Source organism: Mesorhizobium sp. M0571 (genome assembly GCF_040320985.1).
In the GTDB taxonomy this organism is placed as follows: domain Bacteria; phylum Pseudomonadota; class Alphaproteobacteria; order Rhizobiales; family Rhizobiaceae; genus Mesorhizobium.
In genome coordinates, this window is record NZ_JAMYQT010000053.1 from 1 (window position 1) to 22,159 (window position 22,159).

The 22,159-nt window shown below is 62.4% G+C and carries 21 protein-coding genes; 10 read left to right on the forward strand and 11 right to left on the reverse strand.

From position 1 onward, the window contains the following. Positions 1–144: 144 nt before the first annotated feature. Complete coding sequence (locus NKI85_RS32035; protein ID WP_352530878.1) at positions 145–891, reverse strand: cytochrome c biogenesis CcdA family protein; 747 nt, start codon at positions 889–891, stop codon at positions 145–147. Between the two features lie 194 nt (positions 892–1,085). Between NKI85_RS32035 and NKI85_RS32040 the strand changes: the two genes are divergently transcribed. From NKI85_RS32040 to rpmG, 9 genes are all read left to right on the forward strand, one after another. Beyond that, positions 1,086–1,463, forward strand: coding sequence for a COG4315 family predicted lipoprotein (locus tag NKI85_RS32040; protein ID WP_352530876.1), 378 nt, complete (start codon positions 1,086–1,088; stop codon positions 1,461–1,463). Between the two features lie 456 nt (positions 1,464–1,919). Then, the gene (topA, locus tag NKI85_RS32045; protein WP_352530874.1) at positions 1,920–4,535 is read left to right on the forward strand and encodes a type I DNA topoisomerase; all 2,616 of its coding nucleotides are present in this window, start codon (positions 1,920–1,922) and stop codon (positions 4,533–4,535) included. A gap of 6 nt (positions 4,536–4,541) precedes the next feature. Continuing rightward, a complete protein-coding gene (gene rnr / locus NKI85_RS32050; protein WP_502900748.1) occupies positions 4,542–6,848 on the forward strand; it encodes a ribonuclease R in 2,307 nt (768 codons plus the stop codon). After that, positions 6,848–7,300, forward strand: coding sequence for a DUF983 domain-containing protein (locus NKI85_RS32055; protein WP_352530872.1), 453 nt, complete (start codon positions 6,848–6,850; stop codon positions 7,298–7,300). Before rnr ends, NKI85_RS32055 begins: the two co-directional genes overlap by 1 nt. Before the next feature lie 73 nt (positions 7,301–7,373). Beyond that, the gene (locus NKI85_RS32060) at positions 7,374–8,114 is read left to right on the forward strand and encodes an NUDIX hydrolase (protein ID WP_352530870.1); all 741 of its coding nucleotides are present in this window, start codon (positions 7,374–7,376) and stop codon (positions 8,112–8,114) included. Between the two features lie 16 nt (positions 8,115–8,130). After that, positions 8,131–9,306, forward strand: coding sequence for an MFS transporter (locus NKI85_RS32065; RefSeq protein ID WP_352530868.1), 1,176 nt, complete (start codon positions 8,131–8,133; stop codon positions 9,304–9,306). Positions 9,307–9,415: 109 nt separating this feature from the next. Further along, a complete protein-coding gene (locus NKI85_RS32070) occupies positions 9,416–9,877 on the forward strand; it encodes a YqfO family protein (RefSeq protein WP_352530866.1) in 462 nt (153 codons plus the stop codon). Between the two features lie 51 nt (positions 9,878–9,928). Next, a complete protein-coding gene (locus tag NKI85_RS32075; RefSeq protein ID WP_352780029.1) occupies positions 9,929–10,297 on the forward strand; it encodes a YybH family protein in 369 nt (122 codons plus the stop codon). Between the two features lie 332 nt (positions 10,298–10,629). Beyond that, the gene (rpmG, locus tag NKI85_RS32080; RefSeq protein ID WP_006201775.1) at positions 10,630–10,797 is read left to right on the forward strand and encodes a 50S ribosomal protein L33; all 168 of its coding nucleotides are present in this window, start codon (positions 10,630–10,632) and stop codon (positions 10,795–10,797) included. 68 nt (positions 10,798–10,865) lie between these two features. Here the strand turns inward: rpmG and NKI85_RS32085 are convergent, their stop codons facing one another. The 8 genes from NKI85_RS32085 to NKI85_RS32120 all read right to left on the reverse strand — a co-directional run bounded on the left by NKI85_RS32085 (position 10,866) and on the right by NKI85_RS32120 (position 19,364). After that, positions 10,866–11,933: an ABC transporter ATP-binding protein gene (locus NKI85_RS32085; protein ID WP_352530862.1), complete on the reverse strand. Its 1,068-nt coding sequence runs from the start codon at positions 11,931–11,933 to the stop codon at positions 10,866–10,868. A 3-nt stretch (positions 11,934–11,936) separates the two neighbouring features. Continuing rightward, a complete protein-coding gene (locus NKI85_RS32090) occupies positions 11,937–12,785 on the reverse strand; it encodes a carbohydrate ABC transporter permease (RefSeq protein ID WP_352530860.1) in 849 nt (282 codons plus the stop codon). Next, positions 12,785–13,708 carry a carbohydrate ABC transporter permease gene (locus tag NKI85_RS32095; protein WP_352530858.1) on the reverse strand — a complete coding sequence of 308 codons (924 nt, stop codon included), beginning with the start codon at positions 13,706–13,708 and terminating at the stop codon, positions 12,785–12,787. Before NKI85_RS32095 ends, NKI85_RS32090 begins: the two co-directional genes overlap by 1 nt. A gap of 189 nt (positions 13,709–13,897) precedes the next feature. Next, on the reverse strand, positions 13,898–15,175 hold the full coding sequence (locus NKI85_RS32100) for an ABC transporter substrate-binding protein (RefSeq protein ID WP_352530856.1): 1,278 nt from the start codon (positions 15,173–15,175) through the stop codon (positions 13,898–13,900). 30 nt (positions 15,176–15,205) lie between these two features. Next, positions 15,206–16,393, reverse strand: a complete 1,188-nt coding sequence (locus tag NKI85_RS32105) for a PLP-dependent transferase (protein WP_352780030.1) — start codon at positions 16,391–16,393, stop codon at positions 15,206–15,208. Continuing rightward, a complete protein-coding gene (locus tag NKI85_RS32110; RefSeq protein WP_352780031.1) occupies positions 16,390–17,124 on the reverse strand; it encodes a FadR/GntR family transcriptional regulator in 735 nt (244 codons plus the stop codon). The genes NKI85_RS32105 and NKI85_RS32110 overlap by 4 nt, the downstream gene beginning before the upstream one ends. Positions 17,125–17,585: 461 nt before the next feature. Continuing rightward, positions 17,586–18,959 (reverse strand): PleD family two-component system response regulator, encoded by a 1,374-nt coding sequence (locus tag NKI85_RS32115; RefSeq protein WP_352780033.1) that lies wholly within the window; start codon positions 18,957–18,959, stop codon positions 17,586–17,588. 33 nt (positions 18,960–18,992) lie between these two features. Beyond that, a complete protein-coding gene (locus NKI85_RS32120; RefSeq protein ID WP_006334976.1) occupies positions 18,993–19,364 on the reverse strand; it encodes a response regulator in 372 nt (123 codons plus the stop codon). 226 nt (positions 19,365–19,590) lie between these two features. On the opposite strand from NKI85_RS32120, the gene NKI85_RS32125 reads away from it, so the two are divergent. Then, on the forward strand, positions 19,591–19,890 hold the full coding sequence (locus NKI85_RS32125; RefSeq protein ID WP_352530848.1) for a DUF3572 domain-containing protein: 300 nt from the start codon (positions 19,591–19,593) through the stop codon (positions 19,888–19,890). 66 nt (positions 19,891–19,956) lie between these two features. Here NKI85_RS32125 and NKI85_RS32130 read toward each other — a convergent pair whose 3' ends face one another. Both NKI85_RS32130 and NKI85_RS32135 read right to left on the reverse strand, forming a co-directional pair. Then, on the reverse strand, positions 19,957–21,441 hold the full coding sequence (locus NKI85_RS32130) for a hypothetical protein (protein ID WP_352684113.1): 1,485 nt from the start codon (positions 21,439–21,441) through the stop codon (positions 19,957–19,959). Positions 21,442–21,530: 89 nt separating this feature from the next. Then, complete coding sequence (locus NKI85_RS32135) at positions 21,531–22,106, reverse strand: GNAT family N-acetyltransferase (protein WP_352780034.1); 576 nt, start codon at positions 22,104–22,106, stop codon at positions 21,531–21,533. Positions 22,107–22,159 lie beyond the last annotated feature (53 nt).

A 22,159-nucleotide genomic window follows, 5' to 3' on the forward strand; every position in this document is an offset into this window, starting at 1 on the left:
GGCGGGGGGGGGGGGGGCCCCCGGCCCCCCCCCTCCGCCCCCCCCCACCCCCCCCCCCTGCAATTCCCCCCCCCCCCCCCCCCCCCCGGGGCGGGGCCCGCCCCCCCCCCCCCCACGACCTCGGGCCTCGGCCGGGCGGCAAACCTATCCCAATTGCCCCAGCACCGGAAAATTCTCGAGCAGCCAGTAGGACACCGCCTGCACGCCGCCGGTCAGGAAAAACACGCCGGCGACCACCAGCAGCGCGCCGATGGCCTTTTCGACGCGACCAAGATGGACGCGGAATTTTCCGAGAAAGCGCATGAAAGCGCCGGAAAACAGCGCCGCGACGAGGAACGGGATGCCGAGGCCGAGTGAATAGGCAGCAAGCAGCAGCGCGCCCTCGCCCACCGTTTCACGGCCGCCGGCAAGCGTCAGGATCGGCCCCAGCACCGGGCCGATGCAGGGCGTCCAGCCAAAGGCGAACGCCAAGCCCATGACATAGGCGGCGATCAGGCTGGCCGGCTTGCCTTGCGACTGGAACCGCGCCTCGCGTGAAAGCAAAGGGATGCGCAATATGCCGAGGAAATTCAGCCCCATCAGGATGATCAGCACGCCGGCCGCCATTGCCAGCGGCTCCTGCCAGACGCGCAGCAGATGGCCGATCGTCGAGGCGCCGGCGCCGAGCGCGACGAAGACCGTCGAGAAGCCGAGCACGAAGGCGATGGAGGAATTAACCAGCGCGCCTCGCGCACCGGCCTTTGCCGCAATGCCGGCCTCGCCGCGGAAATCGTCGACCGACACGCCGGCCATATAGCACAGATAAGGCGGCACTAGCGGCAGCACGCAGGGTGACAGGAACGAGATCGCTCCCGCCCCGATCGCGCTGACATAGCCGACGTCCAATGCCATTTCCGTCTCCCGGTGACTGCGCAGCCATATAGCCGCGACTACGGTCGTCCGCCAATCACCATCGCGTGGCAAGTCGTCGCCCCCGCCGGGATCGACGGGAAACGGCCCGGGAAGAAAGGGCAGTCAGGCAGCGTTGATCAAACGAAGCCGCGTTATTCCGCGCGCTTCGTTGAAAATCTTCCAGGGAGATGTCCATGAAAACGATCGCAATCTGCATGGCTGCGCTCTTGCTCGGCACCGCCGCGTCCTTCGCCGCCGAGGCGTGGAAGGAAGCGGAAGTCGGCGGCACCAAGATCTACACTGACGCCAACGGCATGACGCTCTACACCTACGACAAGGACAAGACAGGCAAGTCGAACTGCTACGACAAATGCGCCGCCAATTGGCCGCCGCTGAAGGCTGAGGCCGGCGCCAAGGCCGAAGGCGAATGGACAATCGTCGACCGCACCGACGGCACCAAGATGTGGGCCTATGAAGGCAAGCCGCTCTACACGTTCATCAAGGACAAGAAGGCCGGCGACGTGACCGGCGAGGGCGTCGCCGGCGTCTGGCATATCGCCAAGGCCGACTGAGCCTTGAGCCTCTGATCCGCCCAAACAGGCGGAAATGCGGCTGGTCGCCGGGAAGTCCACCCAACCACCCCCGGCGGCCAGCTCTTCGGCATGGCAATTCCTATGATTTCCGGGCAAATGCCGGGCCTATGGGCACCCATCCGATTGGGCGTTTCACAGCGTCTGTTCAAGCAGGGCTGGCGCGTGATCGATGTTTCTCTTATATCCGCGGGAGAGTTTGTCCCGTTCTCCAGGATCAATTGCCGGGCTTGTCCAGCGATAGGCGGCCCATTTCCCTTGTCCAGGATTGCGGAAAATCGCATGGCGCCGCTGGGTTGCGCATTCGGTGCAGGGCCGCATTTTGGCTGCTTGGCCTTGACCGGATGCAAAAGCGCGGCCATGTGAGCGACACATTGAACGAGATTTCGTCGCGCGCAGCGGAATTCTTCTGCCGCATCACAACTGATATGAGACCGTATGGACGTCGTCGTCGTCGAATCGCCGGCTAAGGCGAAGACAATCAACAAGTACCTCGGCAAGAACTATAAGGTTCTGGCCTCGTTTGGCCATGTCCGCGATCTGCCGGCCAAGGATGGCTCGGTACGCCCGGATGAGGACTTTGCCATGTCCTGGGCCGTCGACACCGCGTCCGGAAAGCGTCTCGCCGACATCGCCAAGGCGGTCAAGGACGCCGACGGGCTGATCCTCGCCACCGATCCGGACCGCGAGGGCGAAGCTATTTCCTGGCATGTCCTGGAGGTGCTGAAGCAGAAGCGCGCGCTGAAGGACAAGCCGGTCAGCCGCGTCGTCTTCAACGCTATCACCAAGGCGTCGGTGCTGGAAGCGATGGCCAATCCGCGCCAGATCGATGGACCGCTGGTCGACGCCTATCTCGCCCGCCGCGCACTCGACTATCTGGTCGGCTTCACGCTGTCGCCGGTGCTGTGGCGCAAGCTGCCCGGCGCCCGCTCAGCCGGCCGCGTCCAGTCGGTGGCGCTGCGTCTGGTCTGCGACCGCGAATCCGAGATCGAGCGCTTCATCCGCGAGGAATACTGGCAGGTCGCCGCCATCCTCGGCACGCCGCGCAAGGAAAATTTCGAGGCGCGGCTGACCGCCTTCGAGCGCAAGAAGCTGCAAAAGCTCGATATTTCCAACAAGGCGCAGGCCGACGACATCAAGGCGATGCTCGAAGGCGCCAGCTTCAAGGCGCTGTCGGTCGAAGCCAAGCCGACCAAGCGCAATCCCGGCCCGCCCTTCACCACCTCGACGCTGCAGCAGGCCGCCTCATCGGGTCTTGGTTTTTCGGCCAACCGCACCATGCAGGTCGCGCAGCGGCTCTATGAGGGCATGGAGATCGGCGGCGAGACCACCGGCCTGATCACCTATATGCGAACCGACGGCGTACAGATGGCGCCGGAGGCGATCTCTGCCGCACGCGATGCGATCGCCAAGGAATTCGGCCCGAAATACCTGCCTGAAAAGCCGCGCGTCTATTCCGCCAAAGCCAAGAATGCCCAGGAAGCGCACGAGGCGATCCGCCCGACCGAGTTCATGCGCACGCCGGCTTCCGTCAGGCAGTATCTCGATGCCGACCAGGCGCGGCTTTACGAGATGATCTGGAAACGCGCCATCGCCAGCCAGATGCAGCCGGCCGAGATCGAGCGCACCACGGTTGAGATCGAGGCGATCAACGGTTCGCGTACCGCCGAGCTTCGTGCTGTCGGCTCGGTCGTTCGCTTCGACGGCTTCCTTGCCGCTTACATCGAGCAGAAGGAAGAAGATTCGGAAGATGAAGAAAGCCGCCGCCTGCCCGAGATCCGTGCCGGCGAGCAGCTCACCCGCGAGGCGATCAACGCCACCCAGCACACCACCGAGCCGCCGCCGCGCTATTCGGAAGCCTCGCTGATCAAGAAGCTGGAAGAGTTGGGCATCGGCCGGCCGTCGACCTATACGGCCATCCTGAAGACGCTCGAGGATCGCGATTACGTCACCATCGACAAGCGCAAGCTGGTGCCGCAGGCCAAGGGCCGGCTATTGTCGGCCTTCCTCGAAAGCTTCTTCGAGCGTTATGTCGAGTACGACTTCACCGCTTCGCTCGAGGAGAAACTCGACGAAATCTCTGACGGCAAGCTCGCCTGGAAGGACGTGCTGCGCGACTTCTGGAAGGATTTTTCCGGCGCCGTCGCCGACATCAAGGAGCTGCGCGTCACCGACGTTCTCGACGCCCTCAACGAGGAGCTGGCGCCGCTTGTGTTTCCCGCGCGGGAAGACGGCTCCAACCCCCGCATATGCCCGAAATGCGGCACCGGCAACCTGTCGCTCAAGCTCGGCAAGTTCGGCGCCTTCGTCGGCTGTTCGAACTATCCAGAATGCTCGTTCACCCGCCAGCTCGGCGACGCCGCCAATCCCAATGGCGAGAACGGCAGCGGCGAAGACGGCACCAAGGTGCTCGGCAAGGACCCCTATACCGCCGAGGAGATCACGCTGCGCAATGGCCGGTTCGGCCCCTATATCCAGCGCGGCGACGGCAAGGAAGCCAAGCGCTCCAGCCTGCCGAAGGGCTGGACGGTCGATTCGATTGATCACGAAAAGGCGCTCGCCCTGCTGTCGCTGCCGCGCGATGTCGGACAGCATCCGGAATCCGGCAAGATGATTTCGGCCGGTCTGGGACGCTACGGGCCGTTCGTGCTGCATGACGGCACCTATGCCAATCTCGACAGCATCGAGGACGTGTTCTCGATCGGCCTCAATCGCGCCGTCTCGGTGATCGCCGAGAAGCAATTAAAAGGCAAAGGCGGCCGCAATGGCGCCACGCCCGCTGCATTGAAAGAGCTTGGCGAGCATCCTGCCGGCGGCGGCAAGATCGTCGTGCGCGACGGCAAATACGGGCCTTATGTGAATTTCGGCAAGGTCAATGCGACGCTGCCGAAAGGCAGGGATCCGCAATCGGTGACGATCGAGGATGCGGTGGCGCTGATCGCAGAAAAGGAAGCCAAGGGCGGCAATGGCGCCAGAAAGCCCTTCCGCAAAGCGGCCGCGCCTGCCAAAAAACCGGCAGCGGCAAAAAAACCGGCGGCCAGGAAAAAGGGATAGGACGGGTTGGCGCGCAAAGTCTCCGGAAGAAGCCACGGCGATCTGCGCACCGCCGATACCCGCGCCAAGGTGAGGGACAATTACCGGCCTTCGCGCGACGAGATCCTGCGTTACATTGCCGAAAATCCTGACCGCGCCGGAAAACGCGACATCGCCAAGGCGTTTGCGCTGCGCGGCGAAGACCGTGTCTGGCTGAAGGACATGTTGCGCGACCTGCAGGACGAAGGCCTGCTGACCAAGGAGCGCAAGCGGCTCGCCCGTGTCGGCGCCCTGCCCCACGTCGCGGTGCTCGACATCTTTGGCCGCGACGCCGACGGTGCGCTGCTGGCGCACCCGACCGAAGCCGTGGGCAATGGCGAACCTCCGGTCATAGCGATCCGCGTGTCGCGCGGCGGCAATGGCCCGACGCCTGGCATCGGCGATCGCGTGCTGGCCAAGACCTTTCCAACCGACGATCCGGCAGGCCCGGCCTATACCGGCCGGGTGATGAAGATCTTCGAGAAGCGCACCGATGCGGTTCTCGGCGTTTTCCGCGTGCTGAAGGACGGCACGTTCCGCATCGAGCCGGTGGAGCGGCGCCAGCCTGAACTGGTCGTCGACAAGGAGTTCCAGAAGGGTGCCAAGAACGGCGATCTGGTCGAGGTCGAGCCGGCGCGGGCCTCCCGGTACGGGCTGCCGAGAGCCAAGGTTCTGGCGGTGCTGGGTTCGCTGACCAGCGAAAAGGCGGTCTCGATGATCGCCATCCACGCGCACGACATCCCGCATATTTTCCCAGCCGACGTCATCGCCGAGGCGGAGGCGGTCAAGCCGGCGACGCTTGCCGGCCGCGACGATTGGCGCGAGCTGCCGCTGGTCACCATCGATCCGGTCGATGCCAAGGATCATGACGACGCGGTGTTGGCCACGCCTGATACCGACGAGAAGAACGCCGGCGGCGTGATCGTCACCGTCGCCATTGCCGATGTCGCCGCCTATGTGCGCTATGGCACGGCGCTCGACCGCGAAGCGCTGAAGCGCGGCAATTCAGTCTATTTCCCCGATCGTGTCGTGCCGATGCTGCCGGAGCGTATCTCGAACGACCTCTGTTCGCTGCGCGAGGGCCAGGATCGTCCCGCGATAGCGGTGCGCATGACTTTCTCGGCCGATGGCCACAAACTCAGGCACTCCTTCCATCGCGTCATGATGAAGTCGGCGGCGAAACTCGCCTATCAGCAGGCGCAAGCGGCGATCGACGGCGCACCGGACGACACGACTGGCCCGATCCTCGATGCGGTGCTGAAGCCGCTATGGGACGCTTACGCGATCCTGAAGCGCGGCCGCGACACGCGCCAGCCGCTCGAGCTTGATCTACCCGAGCGCAAGATCCTGCTCAAGCAGGACAGCACCGTCGACAAGGTCGTCGTGCCGGAGCGGCTCGACGCGCACAAGCTGATCGAAGAGTTCATGATCCAGGCCAATGTCGCCGCCGCCGAGACACTGGAGGCGAAGCGGCAGGCGCTGGTCTACCGCATCCACGATTCGCCCTCGCTCGCCAAGCAGGAATCGCTGCGTGAATTCCTGCAGACCCTAGGCCTGTCGCTGGCGCGCGGTGCGCAGATGCGGCCGAACCAGTTCAACGGCATCCTCGCTCGCGTGCGAGGCGCCGACAATGAGGGACTGGTCAATGAAGTGGTGCTGCGCTCGCAGAGCCAGGCCGAATATTCGCCCGCCAATATCGGCCATTTCGGCCTCAACCTGAAGCGCTACGCGCATTTCACCTCGCCGATCCGCCGGTATGCCGACCTGATCGTGCATCGTGGGCTGATTGCCGCACTCGGCCTTGGTCCGGGCGGCCTGACGCAGGACGAGGCGGAACGGCTGGAAGAGGTCTCAGCACTGATCTCGGCGACCGAGCGCCGCGCGATGGCCGCCGAGAGAGACACGGTCGACCGGCTGATCGCCGCCTATCTCGCCGAGCGCATCGACGACCGTTTCGACGCCCGCATCTCGGGCGTCACCAAATCGGGACTGTTTGTCCAATTGCCGCAGTACGGCGCGGATGGCTTCATTCCGGTTTCAACGCTGGGCGGCGACTACTATATATACGACGAAACTGCCCGATCGCTTTTCGGAGAACGCACCGGGAAGGGCTATCAGCTTGCCGACCGCGTCGAGGTTCGCCTGATCGAGGTGGCGCCGATGGCCGGCGCGATGCGTTTCGAGATGCTGACCGAACCAAAGCCGCTGCCCGGCTCCAAACGGTCGTTCCACAAGGCCAAAGGCCGCGCCCGGGCGTCGCAATCGCGTACCGGCTCGCGCGGCAGGAGACGGTGATGCCAAAAGAACTGCAGGTGGAAGAACTGGTTTTCGGCGGCGAGCATCACTCCGGCCGGACCGCCCGGCCGCTATGGACGGCAATGAAGCGCGGCATGCTTGGCCGCTGCCCGCATTGCGGCGAGGGAAAGCTGTTTCGCGCCTTCGTCAAGACCGTCGACAAATGCGATCATTGCGGCGACGAGCTCCATCACCATCGCGCCGACGATCTGCCGGCCTATCTTGTGGTGGTCATCGTCGGCCACATCGTGCTCGGCGCTTTCATGGGTGTCGAGGCGACCTCGACCCTCTCCACCTGGCAGCACATCGCAATCTGGGTGCCATTGACCATCATTCTAGCCGTCGTCCTGCTGCAGCCGGTCAAGGGCGCTGTCATCGGCCTGCAATGGGCATTTTATATGCACGGCTTTGGTGGCGAAGAAGACCTGATCGAGTCGCATCCCGAGGCTTGAAGCCATCACTGGCGCAATCGGCTATGGATGAAGCCCACTTTCGCATGAGAGAAGATTCCGCTAGGTCGAGCGCATGGACGGCATGACCAAGGCGGAAGTCGACAAGGTTGAGCGAAGCGCAATCGCGCTCGACAGCCAGCCAATACGCCCCCGTGACGCCGCGACGCTGATCCTGCTCGACCGCAAGGACGGTGAGTTGCTGGTGCTGATGGGCCGTCGCCATGCCCGCCACGCCTTCATGCCTGGAAAATTCGTGTTTCCCGGTGGCCGCACCGATCCGGCCGACAGCCGTATCCCCGTAGCCACTGCATTGCACCCTGACGAAGAAGCGAGATTGACCGCGGGCATCGGCCGCACCAGCGCTGCCCGCGCCCGTGCCATTGCTTTGTCGGCGATCCGCGAAACCTATGAGGAGGCCGGGCTGCTGATTGGCCAAAAAGGCACCTTCGCGACCGCCAAGCGCGACTGGCAGGGCTTTGTCGAACACAGTGTTATTCCATCACTGCAAGCGCTGCGCTTCGTCGCACGCGCCATCACGCCGCCCAACCGGGTGCGCCGCTTCGATACGCGCTTTCTCGCCGCATGGCGCGACGACGTCGCCGTGGAACTGCCGGGTGGCGGTCCGACCAACGAGTTGGAAGACGTCGTTTGGCTGCCGCTGGCCAAGGCCAGTCAAGCCGACGTTCCAGACATCACGCGCACGGTCCTGGAGGAGCTGGAAACGCGGCTCGCCCAGGATCCGCTGCTGAGGCCCGGCGGTCCCGTGCCGTTCTATCGGCTTGTCCGCAATCGCTTCGTCCGCGAAATTCTCTAGAGCAGCCAGGCATTCCATGACAGTCGACACCCAGCCGCAGAGCGAGGAACGCGTACACTGGCTGCCGATGGTCGCGGCGATCTCTTCGATCAGCGTCGTCGGCATCGCCATCGGCCTCGGCATGCCGCTGCTCAGCGTCATCCTGGAAACGCGTGGTCATTCGGCGTCGATGATCGGTCTCAATACCGCGGTCGCCGGCCTCGCCTCGATCGCCGGCGCGCCGCTCGCCACCCCGCTTGCCATGCGGTTCGGGGTCGCCTGGACGATGCTTGCCATGATCGTCGCCGGGGCGCTGGCCTTTGTCGGTTTCCATTTCGCGCCAGCTTTCTGGATGTGGTTTCCGCTGCGCGTCCTGCTGCACGTCGCGCTGACGGTGCTGTTCATCCTCTCAGAATTCTGGATCAGCACCTCGGCGCCGCCACACCGACGCGGACTGGTCCTCGGTATCTATGCCACCGTGCTGTCTCTCGGCTTTGCCGCCGGGCCATGGCTGTTCGCTCATCTCGGCAGCAGCGGCTTCCTGCCCTTCGGCGTCACCATCGCTTTGGTGACGCTCGCTGCCATACCGGTTCTGGCAGCACGCAACGAGAGCCCGACGATCGTCGCCGACGGCGAAACCAGCAATTTCCTGCGTTATATCTGGCTGGTGCCGACGGCGACCGCGGCCGTGCTGGTCTTCGGTGCGGTCGAGACCGGCGGCTTTGCGCTGTTCCCGGTCTACGGCAACCGCATCGGCTACTCCGAGGCCGACGCAGCTCTTTTGCTCACCATGATCGGGCTCGGCAACGTACTGTTGCAGATCCCGATCGGCATGATCAGCGACCGCGTCAGCGACCGCCGCTATCTGCTGATGGCCTGTGCCAGCGTCGGGCTTGTCGGCACCGTCTTTATGCCGTTCTTCGCGCAGAATTGGCATTTGATGGCCGCGCTTCTGTTCGTCTGGGGCGGCGTGGTCGCCGCCATGTACACGATCGGTCTGGCGCATCTCGGTTCCCAGCTTTCCGGCCACGAACTGGCCTCCGCCAACGCCGCCTTCGTGCTCTGCTACGGCGTCGGCATGGTGCTTGGCCCGCAGGCAATCGGCATCGGCATGGACGCTTTCGGGCCGTCGGGCTTCGGTTGGGCACTCGGCCTGTTCTTCGCCTGCTATATCGTGCTGGTCGGCACCAGGCTGCTCCGCAAAATCCTCTGAGTGGGCCCGCCGCCGACATCGCTCCCACTGCTGACTAACTACTGACACCACCATGTCAGGAGCGCTCGCGTATATGCTCCCTCAAAGTGCATAAGCAGGGAGACCTCGGATGATCGACAGTGGCTTTGAGACGAAATCGCTGCGGATGGAATTGCTGCTGCTGGTGACCTTTCAGGCACCGGCCGCCGATGTCGACCGCATCATGGAGGCGGTGGTCGCGATCGCGCCGCTCAGAATGGGCAAATATGACAGCAATGCCTTTCAGTCAGCGGACGGCATCGAACGCTACCGGCCGCTTGAAGGTGCCGCCGCCGGCGCCGAGACGGAATTGCGCAGGCGGCCGGGCACTGTCGAGGTGTCGTTCGAACTGCCCGACGACCAGAAGCTCGCCGCTCGCGTCGTCGAAGCGATTTACCAGGTTCACAGTTATCAGGAGCCGGTGATCCGCATTCAGCCGCTGCTTGCCAGCCGCTCCAAGGGTCTCGACGACCGCGCCAACCCGAACCGCTGGTGGAACACGACTGGAGATTGGAAGAAGGCGCTGCAACCGGAAACCGTCGCGGCGGAGTGACCGGAACCTGGTCGTATCTCGGTTAGAATTTGGCTGTCAGGAAGCCTGCCTATGAATGATGAAGCAAACCGCAAACCGGCAAGCGATCCCCATGAACTGGCGCGGCTATTGGTTTCTCGCGAGCAAGCGGGAGACGCGGAAGGAATGGCTGCTCTTTACGAACCCGGTGCCACCCTCGATATCGGCAACGGACAGTTGGCCTGCGGCAGAGACGCCATCCGCCGATTTTACGCTAGGTTGGTGACAGCGGGGCGAAAGTTTGATCTCGGAGATCAGCGTCCGGCTATCGTCAACGGAGATTTGGCGCTCACTTGCACGCGCCTTCTCGATGGCACGGTGACCGCGGAAATCGCTCGCCGGCAAGCTGACGGGAACTGGCTTTGGGTGATCGATCAGCCGTCCATCGCTCGATACTTATAGGCAGCATTCAAACTGAGACCCCACCCGGCACCTGCCTACGAGGGCCGAAGTCATCCAGGAGCTTCCCGGGGCTGTCGGTAGCTAATCAGGTTGTCCGGCTTTGATAGCACATCAATTGTCCGTTTCATCCCCAGCCTCCATCGGCTGGCAATAAAACCGGACAACTCGTCTGCTACCTAATCCGGACAACTCATCTGCTTACGACACAGAACCTGGACAAAGGGTTGACTTTCCGGGCGCGTTCTTTATGTGTCGCGCCAAGTTTCCCGCGTCCGGGTGTTTCCCCGTGCTCCAGCGGCCAAAACTCCACGAACATTTAACGGACGAACATCATGGCCAAAGCCGCAAACATCAAGATCAAGCTTCTGTCGACCGCCGACACCGGTTTCTTCTACGTGACCAGCAAGAACAGCCGCACCAAGACGGACAAGCTGTCGTTCCGCAAATACGATCCGGTCGCCAAGAAGCACGTCGAGTTCAAGGAAACCAAGATCAAGTAATCTGGTTTTCTCTTGCAGTACCGAAACGCCGCCTTCCGGGCGGCGTTTTTCGTTTCGGGAATTTAGGACTAGCCGATGCGATCGCCGCTTGCTGGATCGAACAGATGCAGCGACGCCGGGTCGGCCGACAGGCGCACGGCCTCACCCGGCTTCACGCTCGCCCGTCCCATGGCGAAGACGCAGACCTGCTGGCCGGCAAGCTTGGTATAGAACTGCGTCGATAGGCCGAGCGGCTCCACCACGCCCACCTCGCCTTTCAGCGCGCCATTGTCGGCAAGCCGGATATGCTCGGGCCGCAAGCCGACGGTGACCGCGTCGCCATCCCTGAGCGGCAGACCGTCGGGCAGCCTCAGCTTCTGGCCGTCGGCCAGGACGGCATCCGACTTGTCGCCCTTTTTAACCGACGCCGGCAGAAAATTCATGCCGGGCGAGCCGATGAAACCGGCGACGAACATGTTGATCGGCCGATCGTACAGATCGAGCGGCGCGCCGACCTGCTGGACGAAGCCGTCATGCATGACGACGATGCGATCCGCCATGGTCATTGCTTCGATCTGGTCGTGGGTGACATAGACCGAAGTGGTCTTCAATTGCTGGTGCAGCGCCTTGATCTCGGCACGCATGTGGACGCGCAGCTTGGCATCGAGGTTCGAAAGCGGCTCGTCGAAGAGAAACACTTTCGGGTCGCGCACGATGGCACGGCCCATGGCGACGCGCTGACGCTGGCCGCCGGACAATTGCCGCGGCAAGCGTTGCAGAAGCGCATCGAGCCCGAGTCGCTTGGCGGCTCCGTCCACCCTTGCGTCGATGGCCGGCTTGCCGGCCTTTCTCAGCATCAGGCTGAAGCCCATGTTCTTCGACACGTCCATATGCGGATAGAGCGCGTAGGACTGGAACACCATGGCAATGTCGCGGTCTTTTGGCGCGATGTCGTTGACCAGGCGCTCGCCAATATGGATTTCGCCATCGGAGACCTCCTCCAGCCCGGCGATCATGCGCAACAGGGTCGATTTCCCACAGCCCGACGGGCCGACCAGGACGACGAACTCGCCGTCGGCGATTTCGAGATCGACCGAGTGCAGGACGCGCACGGCTCCATAGTCTTTGCGGACTTTTTCGAGTGTGACGGATGCCATGATCTATCCCTTGACGGCACCGGCGGTAAGGCCGGTGACGAGGTAGCGTTGCAGGAAAGCAAAGAAGATGCAGACCGGGATCAGCGCCAGGATGGAAGCCGCCATCATCTGTCCCCAGTCGACCGCGAATTTGCCGATATAGGTGAGCAGGCCGACTGCGAAGGTCTTCTGGTCGTCGCTGGAAATCAGCATCAGCGCAAACAGCAACTCGCTCCACGCGGCGGTAAAGACGAAGCCGAGCGTCGCACCCATGCCGGGCAGCGTCAGCGGCACGATCACCTTGCGCATCGCTTGCAGGCGCGTGCAGCCGTCGATCATGGCTGCCTCTTCCAGATCCCTGGGAATGCCGTCGAAGAAGGACTGCATCAGGAAGGTCGCAAACGCCGTATTGAAGGCGGTGTAGATGATGACGAGGCCGGTCAAGCTGTTGATGAGACCAATCTGCCCCATGATGCGGTAGATTGGTGGAATGACCATCACCAGCGGGAAGGTCTGGGTGAGCAAAAGCAGGATGGCCAGGGTCGCCTTGCCGCGGAAGGAAAATCGCGACATGGCGTAGCCGGCAAGCGTGGCAATGACCGTTACGAAGGCTGCCGTTGACACCGAAACGATAACGCTGTTCAGGAAGTAGCGCGGGAAATCGGTGGCTTCGAGCACGGTGACGAAGTTCTGCAGCGTCGTTTGCGACGGCCAGAAAGTGATGCCTTCGGAATAGAGCAGCCGTTCGGGCGTAACCGAGATCTTCAGCGTCCAAAAGATCGGGAACAGCGCGAAGCCCATATAGGCGCCGATGGCGCCGTAAAGGCCGATGCCGCCGAGAATGCGCGAGGAGACGGAGCGTCCGGCAATCATCAGACGTGCCTCACCAGTGAGCGGCGGATGCCGATCAGCGCAACCGCGTAGACGATGAGCAGCACAAGCAGCAGCACCGCCACCGCGGAGGCATAGCCCTTGTCCAGCGACTTGAACGCGCTGACGTAGATATAGACCGGCACGGTGGCGGTCGAACCGGCAGGCCCGCCTTCGGTCATGACGAAGATCAGGTCGGCGAAGGTGGCGATCCATATCGTGCGCAGCATGACGGTAATGATGATGGTCGGCGCCAGGAACGGCAGCGTCACCTTGGTGAAGCGCTGCCACGGCGAGGCGCCGTCGATCGCCGCCGCCTCATGCAGTTCCGACGGGATCGACTTCAGCGCCGCCAAAAGCGTGATGGCAAAAAAGGGAATGCCGAACCAGACATTTGCGACGATCGGTCCCCACATGGCGGTCGAGGGGTCGGAGAGCACATTGGTCGGCTCGGCTTTCAGCCCCAAGCCGTAGAGCCAATGTGGCAGCGGTCCGATGATCGGATTGAACAGCCAGGCCCAGGTTAGGCCCGAGAGGAAGGACGGTACCGCCCAAGGCAGGAACACCACCGCCTGCACGATCTTTCTGCCCCTGAACGGCGTGTCGAGCAGCAGCGCCAGGCCAAGGCCAAGGAAGAATTGGAAGAACAGGCTGGTTGCCGTCCACCACAGCGTGTTGACGAGCGCCTGCCCGAGCACAGGATCCGACAGCATCGCCTGATACTGCCCAAGCCCGACATATTCGGATTTGAAAGCCGAGAACTTGCGGAACGAGTAGCCGATACCGATGACCAGCGGCACCAGGAGCACGACGACCAGCAGCACGATCGCCGGGCTGAGATAGAGCCAGGGTTCGATTGCGGCGTGAGACAGCCGCTTGCGTCGTGGCTTGCCGGCAGGTCGTATTTCGGACACGGCATAGGTCATACGGACAGCTCTGATCTGTTGGAAGGGAGCCAACGTCGATGACAGCGTCCTTCTCCCCGTTCTTCACGGGGAGAAGATGCCGGCAGGCAGATGAGGGACAGCACGAACCTTGAAATGCTTGCGCCGCGCCTCATCCGGCCCTTCGGGCCACCTTCTCCCCGTTAACGGGAAGAAGGAAAAGCTGCGCGCCTATTTCTTGTTCTTGGCCAGCCAGTCCTGCTGTTCCTTGGTCAGGAACTTGGCCCATTCGTCGGCCACATCCTTGGCCGCCTTCTGGCCAAGCAGCACTTCCTGAAAATTCTTGATCGCCACCTGGTCGACGAAATTGCCGAGGTTTTCCAGATGCGTCGGCGGCGTCACCATCTCGTATTTGTCGCCGTTGTTCAGTTCCTCGAACCAACCTTTGAACTGCTCGGTCCTGAAGTGGGCGTCCTGGTCGGCGCCGTTGTGGATCGGAATGACGCCGACTTCCTTTGCCCATTCCAGATTGTCCTTGGGCGACAAAAGCGTTGCCATCAGCTTCCAGGCATCGTCCTTGTGCTGGGAATTGGCGAACATTGCCCAGCCGGCATAACCAAGCGTCGGGTAGGATTTGCCGCTCGGCCCGACCGGCATCGGCGCCACGGCGAAGTCGTCGGCGCTCATCTTGTCGGCGATGCCGAGCAGCGCGTCGGGATCCTGGTTCAGCATGGCGCAGGTGCCGCTATAAAAGCCGGTGACCGTCTCGTTGAAGCCCCAACTCACCGCATCCTTCGGCGCCAGACCGTTCTTGTACATGTCGGCGAGCATCTGCAGGCCCTTAACCGAGCCTTCCTCGTTAATGGTCGAGGTGCCGTCCTCGTTGAAATAGCCACCCTTGCCGGCGGCGATGTTCATGAACATGTGCATGCCGTTGAAGGCGCCCGGGCCGCCGCGCAGGCAGTAGCCGTATTTACCCGGTATCGCGGAGATCTTCTTGGAGTCCTCGACGAATTCATCGAGCGTCGCCGGCGGACCGTCCAGGCCGGCCTCCTTGAACAGCTTCTTGTTCCAGAACAGCGCGTTCAGGTAGTAGCCGTAAGGGATCATGTACTGCTTATTGTTGACCGTCGAGCCGAACTGCTTGGCACGCTCGCCCAGCGTTTTGGCATCGTCCCATTTGGCCATGTATGGCCCGAGATCCTCGAGCTGGCCGTTCGTCGCATAGAGGCCCATCCAGCGCTCCGGCATCTCGACGATGTCGGGCGTGTCGCCGGCTTGCACCATGGTGAGGAACTTCTCGAACGCCTGGCCCCAAGGCAGCGATACCAGCTCGACCTTGACGCCCGGATTGGCCGTCTCGAACTCGGCGATCTGCTTCTTGAGGAATTCGGTGCGCGGCGGACTGGTGATGACCTCGACCATCTTGACCGTGGAATCGGCCAGCACGTTGCCGGCGGAAATCGCCAGACCCGCGACGGCACCAAGAAGGATGCTCAGTTTCTTCATGTTCAGCACTCCCATTTTGAACGGCTCCATTTATCTTTTTGCTTTGTCGAAGGCCTGGGCAACGTCAGCCCACAGGTCTTCGACACTCTCCAATCCGACACTGAAGCGGATGGTTCGCGGGCTGACGCCGAAGCGCGCCATCGAATTCAGGCCCGGCGTCTGCTCGAGCGAGGCCTTTGCCGGAACGACCAGGCTCTCATGGCCGCCCCAGCTGACGCCGATGCGAAAGAGTTTCAGCGCATCGACGAAAGCCGGGATGTCGACGTCTTCCGTCACCTCGAATGAGAACAGCCCGGCATAACCGGCAAGCGTCGCCTTGCCTGGATGGTTGGAATAGGCCGGGTGGTTGACCCGCTCGACATGGCCATGTGCCTTCAGCCGTTCGGCGATGGTCAGCCCGCTTCTCATGTGATGCGGCAACCGCAGCGGCAATGTGCGCAGGCCACGCAGCAACAGCCATGCCTCGAAAGGCGAAAGCTTGCCGCCGAGATAGGAATAGGTCTGTTCGTTGATGTGTCGGATGTGGGCAGCCGAACCGGCCACCACGCCGGCGACGGTGTCGCTGTGGCCGCCGAGATATTTCGAGGCCGAATGCAGCACCAGGTCGATGCCATGTGAAATCGGCTTCTGGAACACCGGCGTCGCCCAGGAATTGTCGATCGAGGTGACAATGCCCCGCTCCTTCGCCAGCCGCGCCAGATGCGTTATGTCCTGGAGCTCGAACATCATCGACGTCGGGCTTTCCAAGTAGAGCAGCTTGGCGCCGGGAAGCGCCGCGGCGACTGCGTCCGGATCGGAACCGTCGACATAATCAACCTTGATGTTGAGCCGAGGCAAAAGCCGCTCGAACAGCCGGTAGGCATCGCCATAGCAATTGCGCACGACAACCATGCGCTCGCCGGCACCGACGAATGCAAGCACCGTGGCGCTGATCGCCGCCATGCCGCTGGAAAAACCGCGCGCGGCCTCGGCGCCTTCGAGAGCGGCGACACGCGCCTCGAACTCCATGACGGTGGGGTTATCGCCGCGCGAATAGATCGGCTGACGTCGCCTGCCGGCGAATGTATCGGCCATCTCGGCATAATTGGCGAAGGTGAAGAGCGAGGTCTGGTAGATCGGCGGCACCACCGCACCGCCGGGGAAAGGCTCGTCATGGGCAAGGAGCGTCGCCGCTTCGGCGAGATAGTCGTGTTCGAAACCGGCGGGATGGTCGTTCATTTTTGGCCCGAAAGTTTGAGTTTGGCTGCGCCGCGCTTCAGATCGTCCTCGACGGTGGCGATCAGCTTGAGCGCCTCTGCCCGGGCTCCCTCCGGATCGTGCGCGGCGATGCATTCGAAGATGGTGCGGTGGAAGGGGAAGCTGGCGTGGCCGAAATCACGCACGCCGAGCGGATGTTCCCAGAAACGATGGAACAGTTCGTGCATGGCGGCGATGATCTGCTCGAACAGCGGATTGCCGGAAGTACGGTAGATCGACTGGTGGAATTCCCAGTCCTCCTCCGCCGACATGCCGGCGCGCGTGTGAAAGGCCTGCTCCATAATGTCGAGCTTGCGCGCGATCTCGGCGATCTCGGCCTGGCCTGCGCGAACGGCGCAAAGGGCGGCGGCTTCCGCTTCCAGTGCGCGGCGGATCTCCAGCGTCTGCATCAGGCTCGTGAAATCATTGCCGCCCGCCAGTGTCAGCGGCATGTGCAGCATGTCCAGCGAAACCGCTCCCTTGAGATAGGTGCCGCTGCCTTGCCGCCGCTCGACCAAGCCGAGCCCTTCCCAGCGCGTCAGCGCCTCGCGCACCGTGTTGCGGCTGACCTTGAGGCGCTCGGCAAGAATGCGTTCGGTCGGCAATTTGTGGCCCGGCCCGAGGGCTTCCTGCATCACAAAGCCGGCCAGAGCCTTGAGCACCGCGTCGTCGCGAGCAGTCGCCTGTATGGGAGAAAGGCCGAATTCGGTCATGCCGAGGGGTTCACCAAATGGCTCAATGGTCCAACCAATTTCTACACAGAAGGCGGGCTCTGTCAATCGGCTGACGACGCGCGCCCCTTGCCTCGGCTTGCTGCTCCCAGCGCGGGATTACTTGCCACGGCAAAAACCCAGCGTCTTCTGTACCTTGGCGCGGAGTGCTGATGTTTTCGGGAATGGGGGCCGGCCGGCGTTTGGCAGCGGTACGAGGAGGCCACTATGTGCCAGCGCCGGCCGGCCGACCCCACGGACCCAGGAGATGCGGCGGACCTGAGCATCATGGGGTATTCTTCGGATCGAACCGGCAATCTAGCCTCGCGCCGGTTCCGTCTAGAGCTTCACATTTGCGCAACAACTTATGGAAATCAACCGTTTCTTAACCAAGCCTCGCAAATCGCTTGGATTAAGGTAAATTCGTAACCCTGTTGGGTTGACCGACTAATTGGTGTTCGGCGCTACGCCGCCTTGGCGACGACGCGATTGCGGCCGCCGCTCTTGGCTTCGTAGAGCGCAAGGTCGGCGCGTTTCATCAGCGCCGAGACCGTGTCCACCCCTTTCAGCACCGACGAAACGCCGACGCTGACGGTGACTTCGACGGCTTTGCCTTCGGCGCCGACGGGAAACGGCAACTGGGCGATTTCGGCGCGAATACGCTCGGCGACCTTTTCGGCCACCGCGCCGTCCGTGTCCGGCATCACCACGACGAACTCCTCGCCGCCGAAGCGGCAGGCCAGGTCGATGCCGCGCACATTCTTGCGCAGCCGTCGCGCGAATTCGCGCAGCACGTCGTCGCCGCCGTCATGGCCGAACGTGTCGTTAATAGTCTTGAAGCGGTCCAGATCGGTGATCATCACCGACAGCGGCCGGCGCCGCGCCACGGCGCGGTCGAACAGCGTCTGCAGATGGCTGTCGAGATAGCGGCGGTTGTGCAGGCCGGTCAGGGCATCGGTCACCGCCATCTCGATGGTCTGGGTGACGCTGGCGCGAAGCTGGTCGTTGTAGCGCTTGCGGCGCACCTGCGTGCGCAGCCGCGCGGTCAACTCCTGCTGGTCGATCGGCCGCATCAGATAATCGTTGATGCCAAGTTCAAGGCCACGGATGATGCGCCCCTCCTCGCCCTCGTCCGCCAGAAGGATGATCGGCAGGAAACGGGTGCGATCGAGCGAGCGCAATTGCGAACAGAGCCTCAGCGGGTCGAAGTCGGCGAAAGCCGTCGAGATCATCACGCACTCGTAGGGCAGCTCAGCAGCCTGAAAGAAGCCGGCATGCGGATCGGTGGCGACGTCGAGATCGGCGCTGCCGCGCAGCATCTTCTGGATGCGCTCGAAGGAGGACTTACGCTCATCGACCAGCAGCACCTTTGGCACTGCGTCGTCGGCAGCGAAGTTGCGGCTCAAAAGCTCCTCGATGCCGATATTGCGCGTCGTCGAGGCGCGCAGCCGCAGCTCGTCGGTCAGCGACTTCAGCCTGACCAGGCTCTTGACGCGCGTCATCAGTTGCAGATCGTTGACCGGCTTGGTCAGGAAATCGTCGGCGCCGGCCTCGAGGCCCCGCACCCGGTCCGAAACCTGATCAAGCGCGGTGATCATCACGACCGGGATGTGCGATGTCGCCGGGTCGCCCTTCAGCCGCCGGCAGACCTCGAACCCATCCATATCAGGCATCATCACGTCAAGCAGCACGACGTCGACCTTGCCGTTCTCGCAGATCTCGATCGCATCCGGCCCGTTGGTGGCGGTCAGAACCTCGAAATATTCGGCAAGCAGCCGAACCTCCAACAACCGGACATTGGCTGGGATGTCGTCGACGACGAGGATCCGCGCGGTCATTTCACAAAGCTCCGGCTCGGCTGCAAAGGTACATCAGGCATCGCCCAGGTAGGATTTGATGGTTTCGATGAAACGCGGCACCGAGATCGGCTTGGAGATATAAGCCTCGCAGCCGCCCTGGCGGATGCGTTCCTCGTCACCCTTCATCGCAAATGCGGTGACGGCAATGACCGGGATGACATGCAAATCGTCGTCCTCCTTCAGCCATTTGGTCACCTCGAGGCCGGACACTTCGGGCAGTTGGATGTCCATCAGGATGAGGTCCGGTCTGTGCTGCCGCGCTAGATCCAGCGCTTCCAGGCCGTTGCGTGTGCGCACCGTCTCGTAGCCGCTCGCTTCGATGAGGTCGCGAAAGAGCTTCATGTTGAGCTCGTTGTCCTCGACGATCATAACCTTCTTAGGCATCGATTTCCCGTCCCGGCTGACCCTTTTGTCCAAGGATGCCGTCATGCGCCCTCGCCGGTACGCATCAAACCCTGCTTCACTATACAGCGATATGATTGACGAAACGGAAACCGGCCGCGGCAAAAGCCGCCGGATTCCACCTCGATCGCCGCATTGAAGAGCTTGCCGCAAGCGGCGCTTGCGATTACTGCGAAAAGAGACTCATTTCACTCCAAAGAAGGTAGTGATGGCAAACTCAGCGTCAATGCGCGAGGAAGCGGAAACCCTTGCCGTGAAGGCATTGGGCTTCGTCGCCGCCGATCCGGAGCTGCTGCCGCGTTTCCTGGCGATCACCGGCATCGAAGCCCATTCCATCCGCCGGGCGGCCGGCGAGCCGGGATTCCTGGCCGGCGTGCTGCAGTTCATCCTCGCTCACGAGCCGACGCTGATGCGTTTTTCCGAGGAGACCGGAACGCCGCCCGCCGCAGTCGGCAAGGCATTGCGGGCGCTCCCGCTCGGCGACGACAATCATGAGCATTCGATATAGGCGACGATCCCGAGACTGCGGGCAGATCGAAGAACCTGCCGCAGACGACGGGCCACTGCTGGTGCTTTACGGCGTTGCCTCTTCCCCACTGTCGTCAGTCCCGACGGGGTCGGCCGGCTTCAGCATGGCGCCGTTGACCGTCACCGAACCGTCGGCTTTGGTGTTGATCACCCATTCCAGCCGGCCGTCCGGCAGCGTCTTGCCAAACCCTTTGATCGCCAGCGCGCCGGTAAAATACTGCGCGGCCTGCGGGTCCGTCTTCGCCGCCGTCTGCAAGGTCTCCACGATCTTTTCGTATCCGGTGATGTCGACAGTCACGTCCGCATCCGGCTTCTTGCCGGGGAACGTCATCTCGCCTTCCATCGCAATCTCGATGTTGCCGTTCTTGATCGTGCTGTGTCCGAGAACGACCTTTGGCGTCTTGGCCAGGAAGTCGGCGGAGATCTGTTTGCCAAAATCTGCCGGCAGCGGTGGATCCTTTCTGAAATCAAGGGTTTCTATGGTTTTCTTCGCTATGCTGTCCAGATCGATGTTGGCGCCGCCGAAGTTGAGGTCGATATCCGTCGGCAGCAACGCAACGCTCCAGCTGGGCAGCACCTGCTGCGGCATTGTCAGGCCGGAAACCTTGAACGCGTAGTTGATCTTGCCGTCCTTGGCGATGCCGTCCATGCCGACGGCGGAATTCAATTGCTTCGCACCGAACTTGCCGACCGGGCTCTCCACCACAAAGTCCTTGAAGCCGTAGGTGCCGTCGATCCGCTCCCACAGTGGCAGTGCTGCCGTCAGAAGCGATTTGAACTCCGCCTCATTCGCCTTGAATTTGGCTTCATCGTCAGTCGCCACGATGAAAGCAAGCAGGTCGAGCAGCGGCTTTGTCCGTAAACCCTTGCCGGTCGCATCCACGGAAAGTTCAGGCGCTTTTACAGCAGCCGGAAAACTCAACCCACTTTTGGGATCGTTGACTTTGATCGTTTCGGCGAAGTTCGTTATTTTTTCCGTTACCGTGAAATCGATGCCGCCATTTGCGGATTTGGTCGAAGCTATTACGGCAGTGCCAGGACCGACCGTGACATCCGCCTGCTGCTTGGGCTCTCGGGTGGTCATCGTCATGCCAGCCATCGAACCGGTTGCGCTCGCGAAAGCGGCTAGGTCGGGGTCATAAACTCCGGTGAACTTGTTGTCCGACACGGAGAAGTCGATGTGCTGCGGCCCCTCAGGGCCACCGAAATCGATAGACCCCTTGGGCGACACGTCCGCCGAAACGTCCCAGTGTCCATCTTTGCGTGGCTTGACCAGCATGAAGTAAGGCGTGATGTCGAACTTGAAGGCTTGCTGCTTTGCCATCAAATCCGTGACTGGCTTGAAGTCGAATGCCAGCTTGTAGGCATCGCCGTCGACTGAAATTTTAACGAACCCGATATCGAACAGCTTCTTGCCGAAATAGTGCGCCAGATCGTCGGAAAGCTGCTTGGCGCCTTGGCTGTCGACCGCCTGGCCGAAGGCCGGTGCGCTGCAGGCAAGAAGTAAAACAAATGGCAAAACGCGCTTCATGTCGATCCTCACTTAATCGCACCGTTTCTATCACTGGTAGGGAAATACCATCACAGCCGCAAGAGAAGGCCCATGTGTTGCGGCATCGCTTACAGCACCAGCCGCACCAGCGGCCGGCCTGGCTTGCGCTCGACCAACCGCTGGAACCCGGCCTTTTCGAAGACCCGCGACGACCCGACGAACAGCCCGATCGAGCGCGAATCCTTCGACAGGTCGATCGGGCACGCCTCGAGCAGCCATGCACCACTTTCCCGTGCAAAGTCGATGCCGCCTCCGACCAGGCGGTGCGACAGGCCCCTGCCGCGTGCCTTGGTGCGGATGAAGAAGCAGGAGATCGCCCAGACGCCCGGATCGGTGGCGTCGGCCGGGTCGATCGGCGCCGACCCCCTGCCCTGGTTGTTCCATTCGGGCACGTCGGCGCGCGGGCCGATCTGCATCCAGCCGACCGCCTGGCCGTCCTCGAAGGCCAGCAGGCCGGGCGGCGGCCCGGCCTCGATTCGTGCCTTGATGTGGTCCTTGTTGCGCTCGCGATTGCTCTCGCGGCGCACCGCCGGCGCTAACCGGAAATGCGTACACCAGCAGCCGTAACAGGCGCCCTGCTTGCCGAAAAGGTCCTCGAAATCCGCCCAAAGCTCAGGCGTCAGCGGTGCGATGATCGTCTCCATCAATCCTCTCCCGGCCAGCCGCCTTGTGGCCAGCCTCGCACTGTCGTACCATT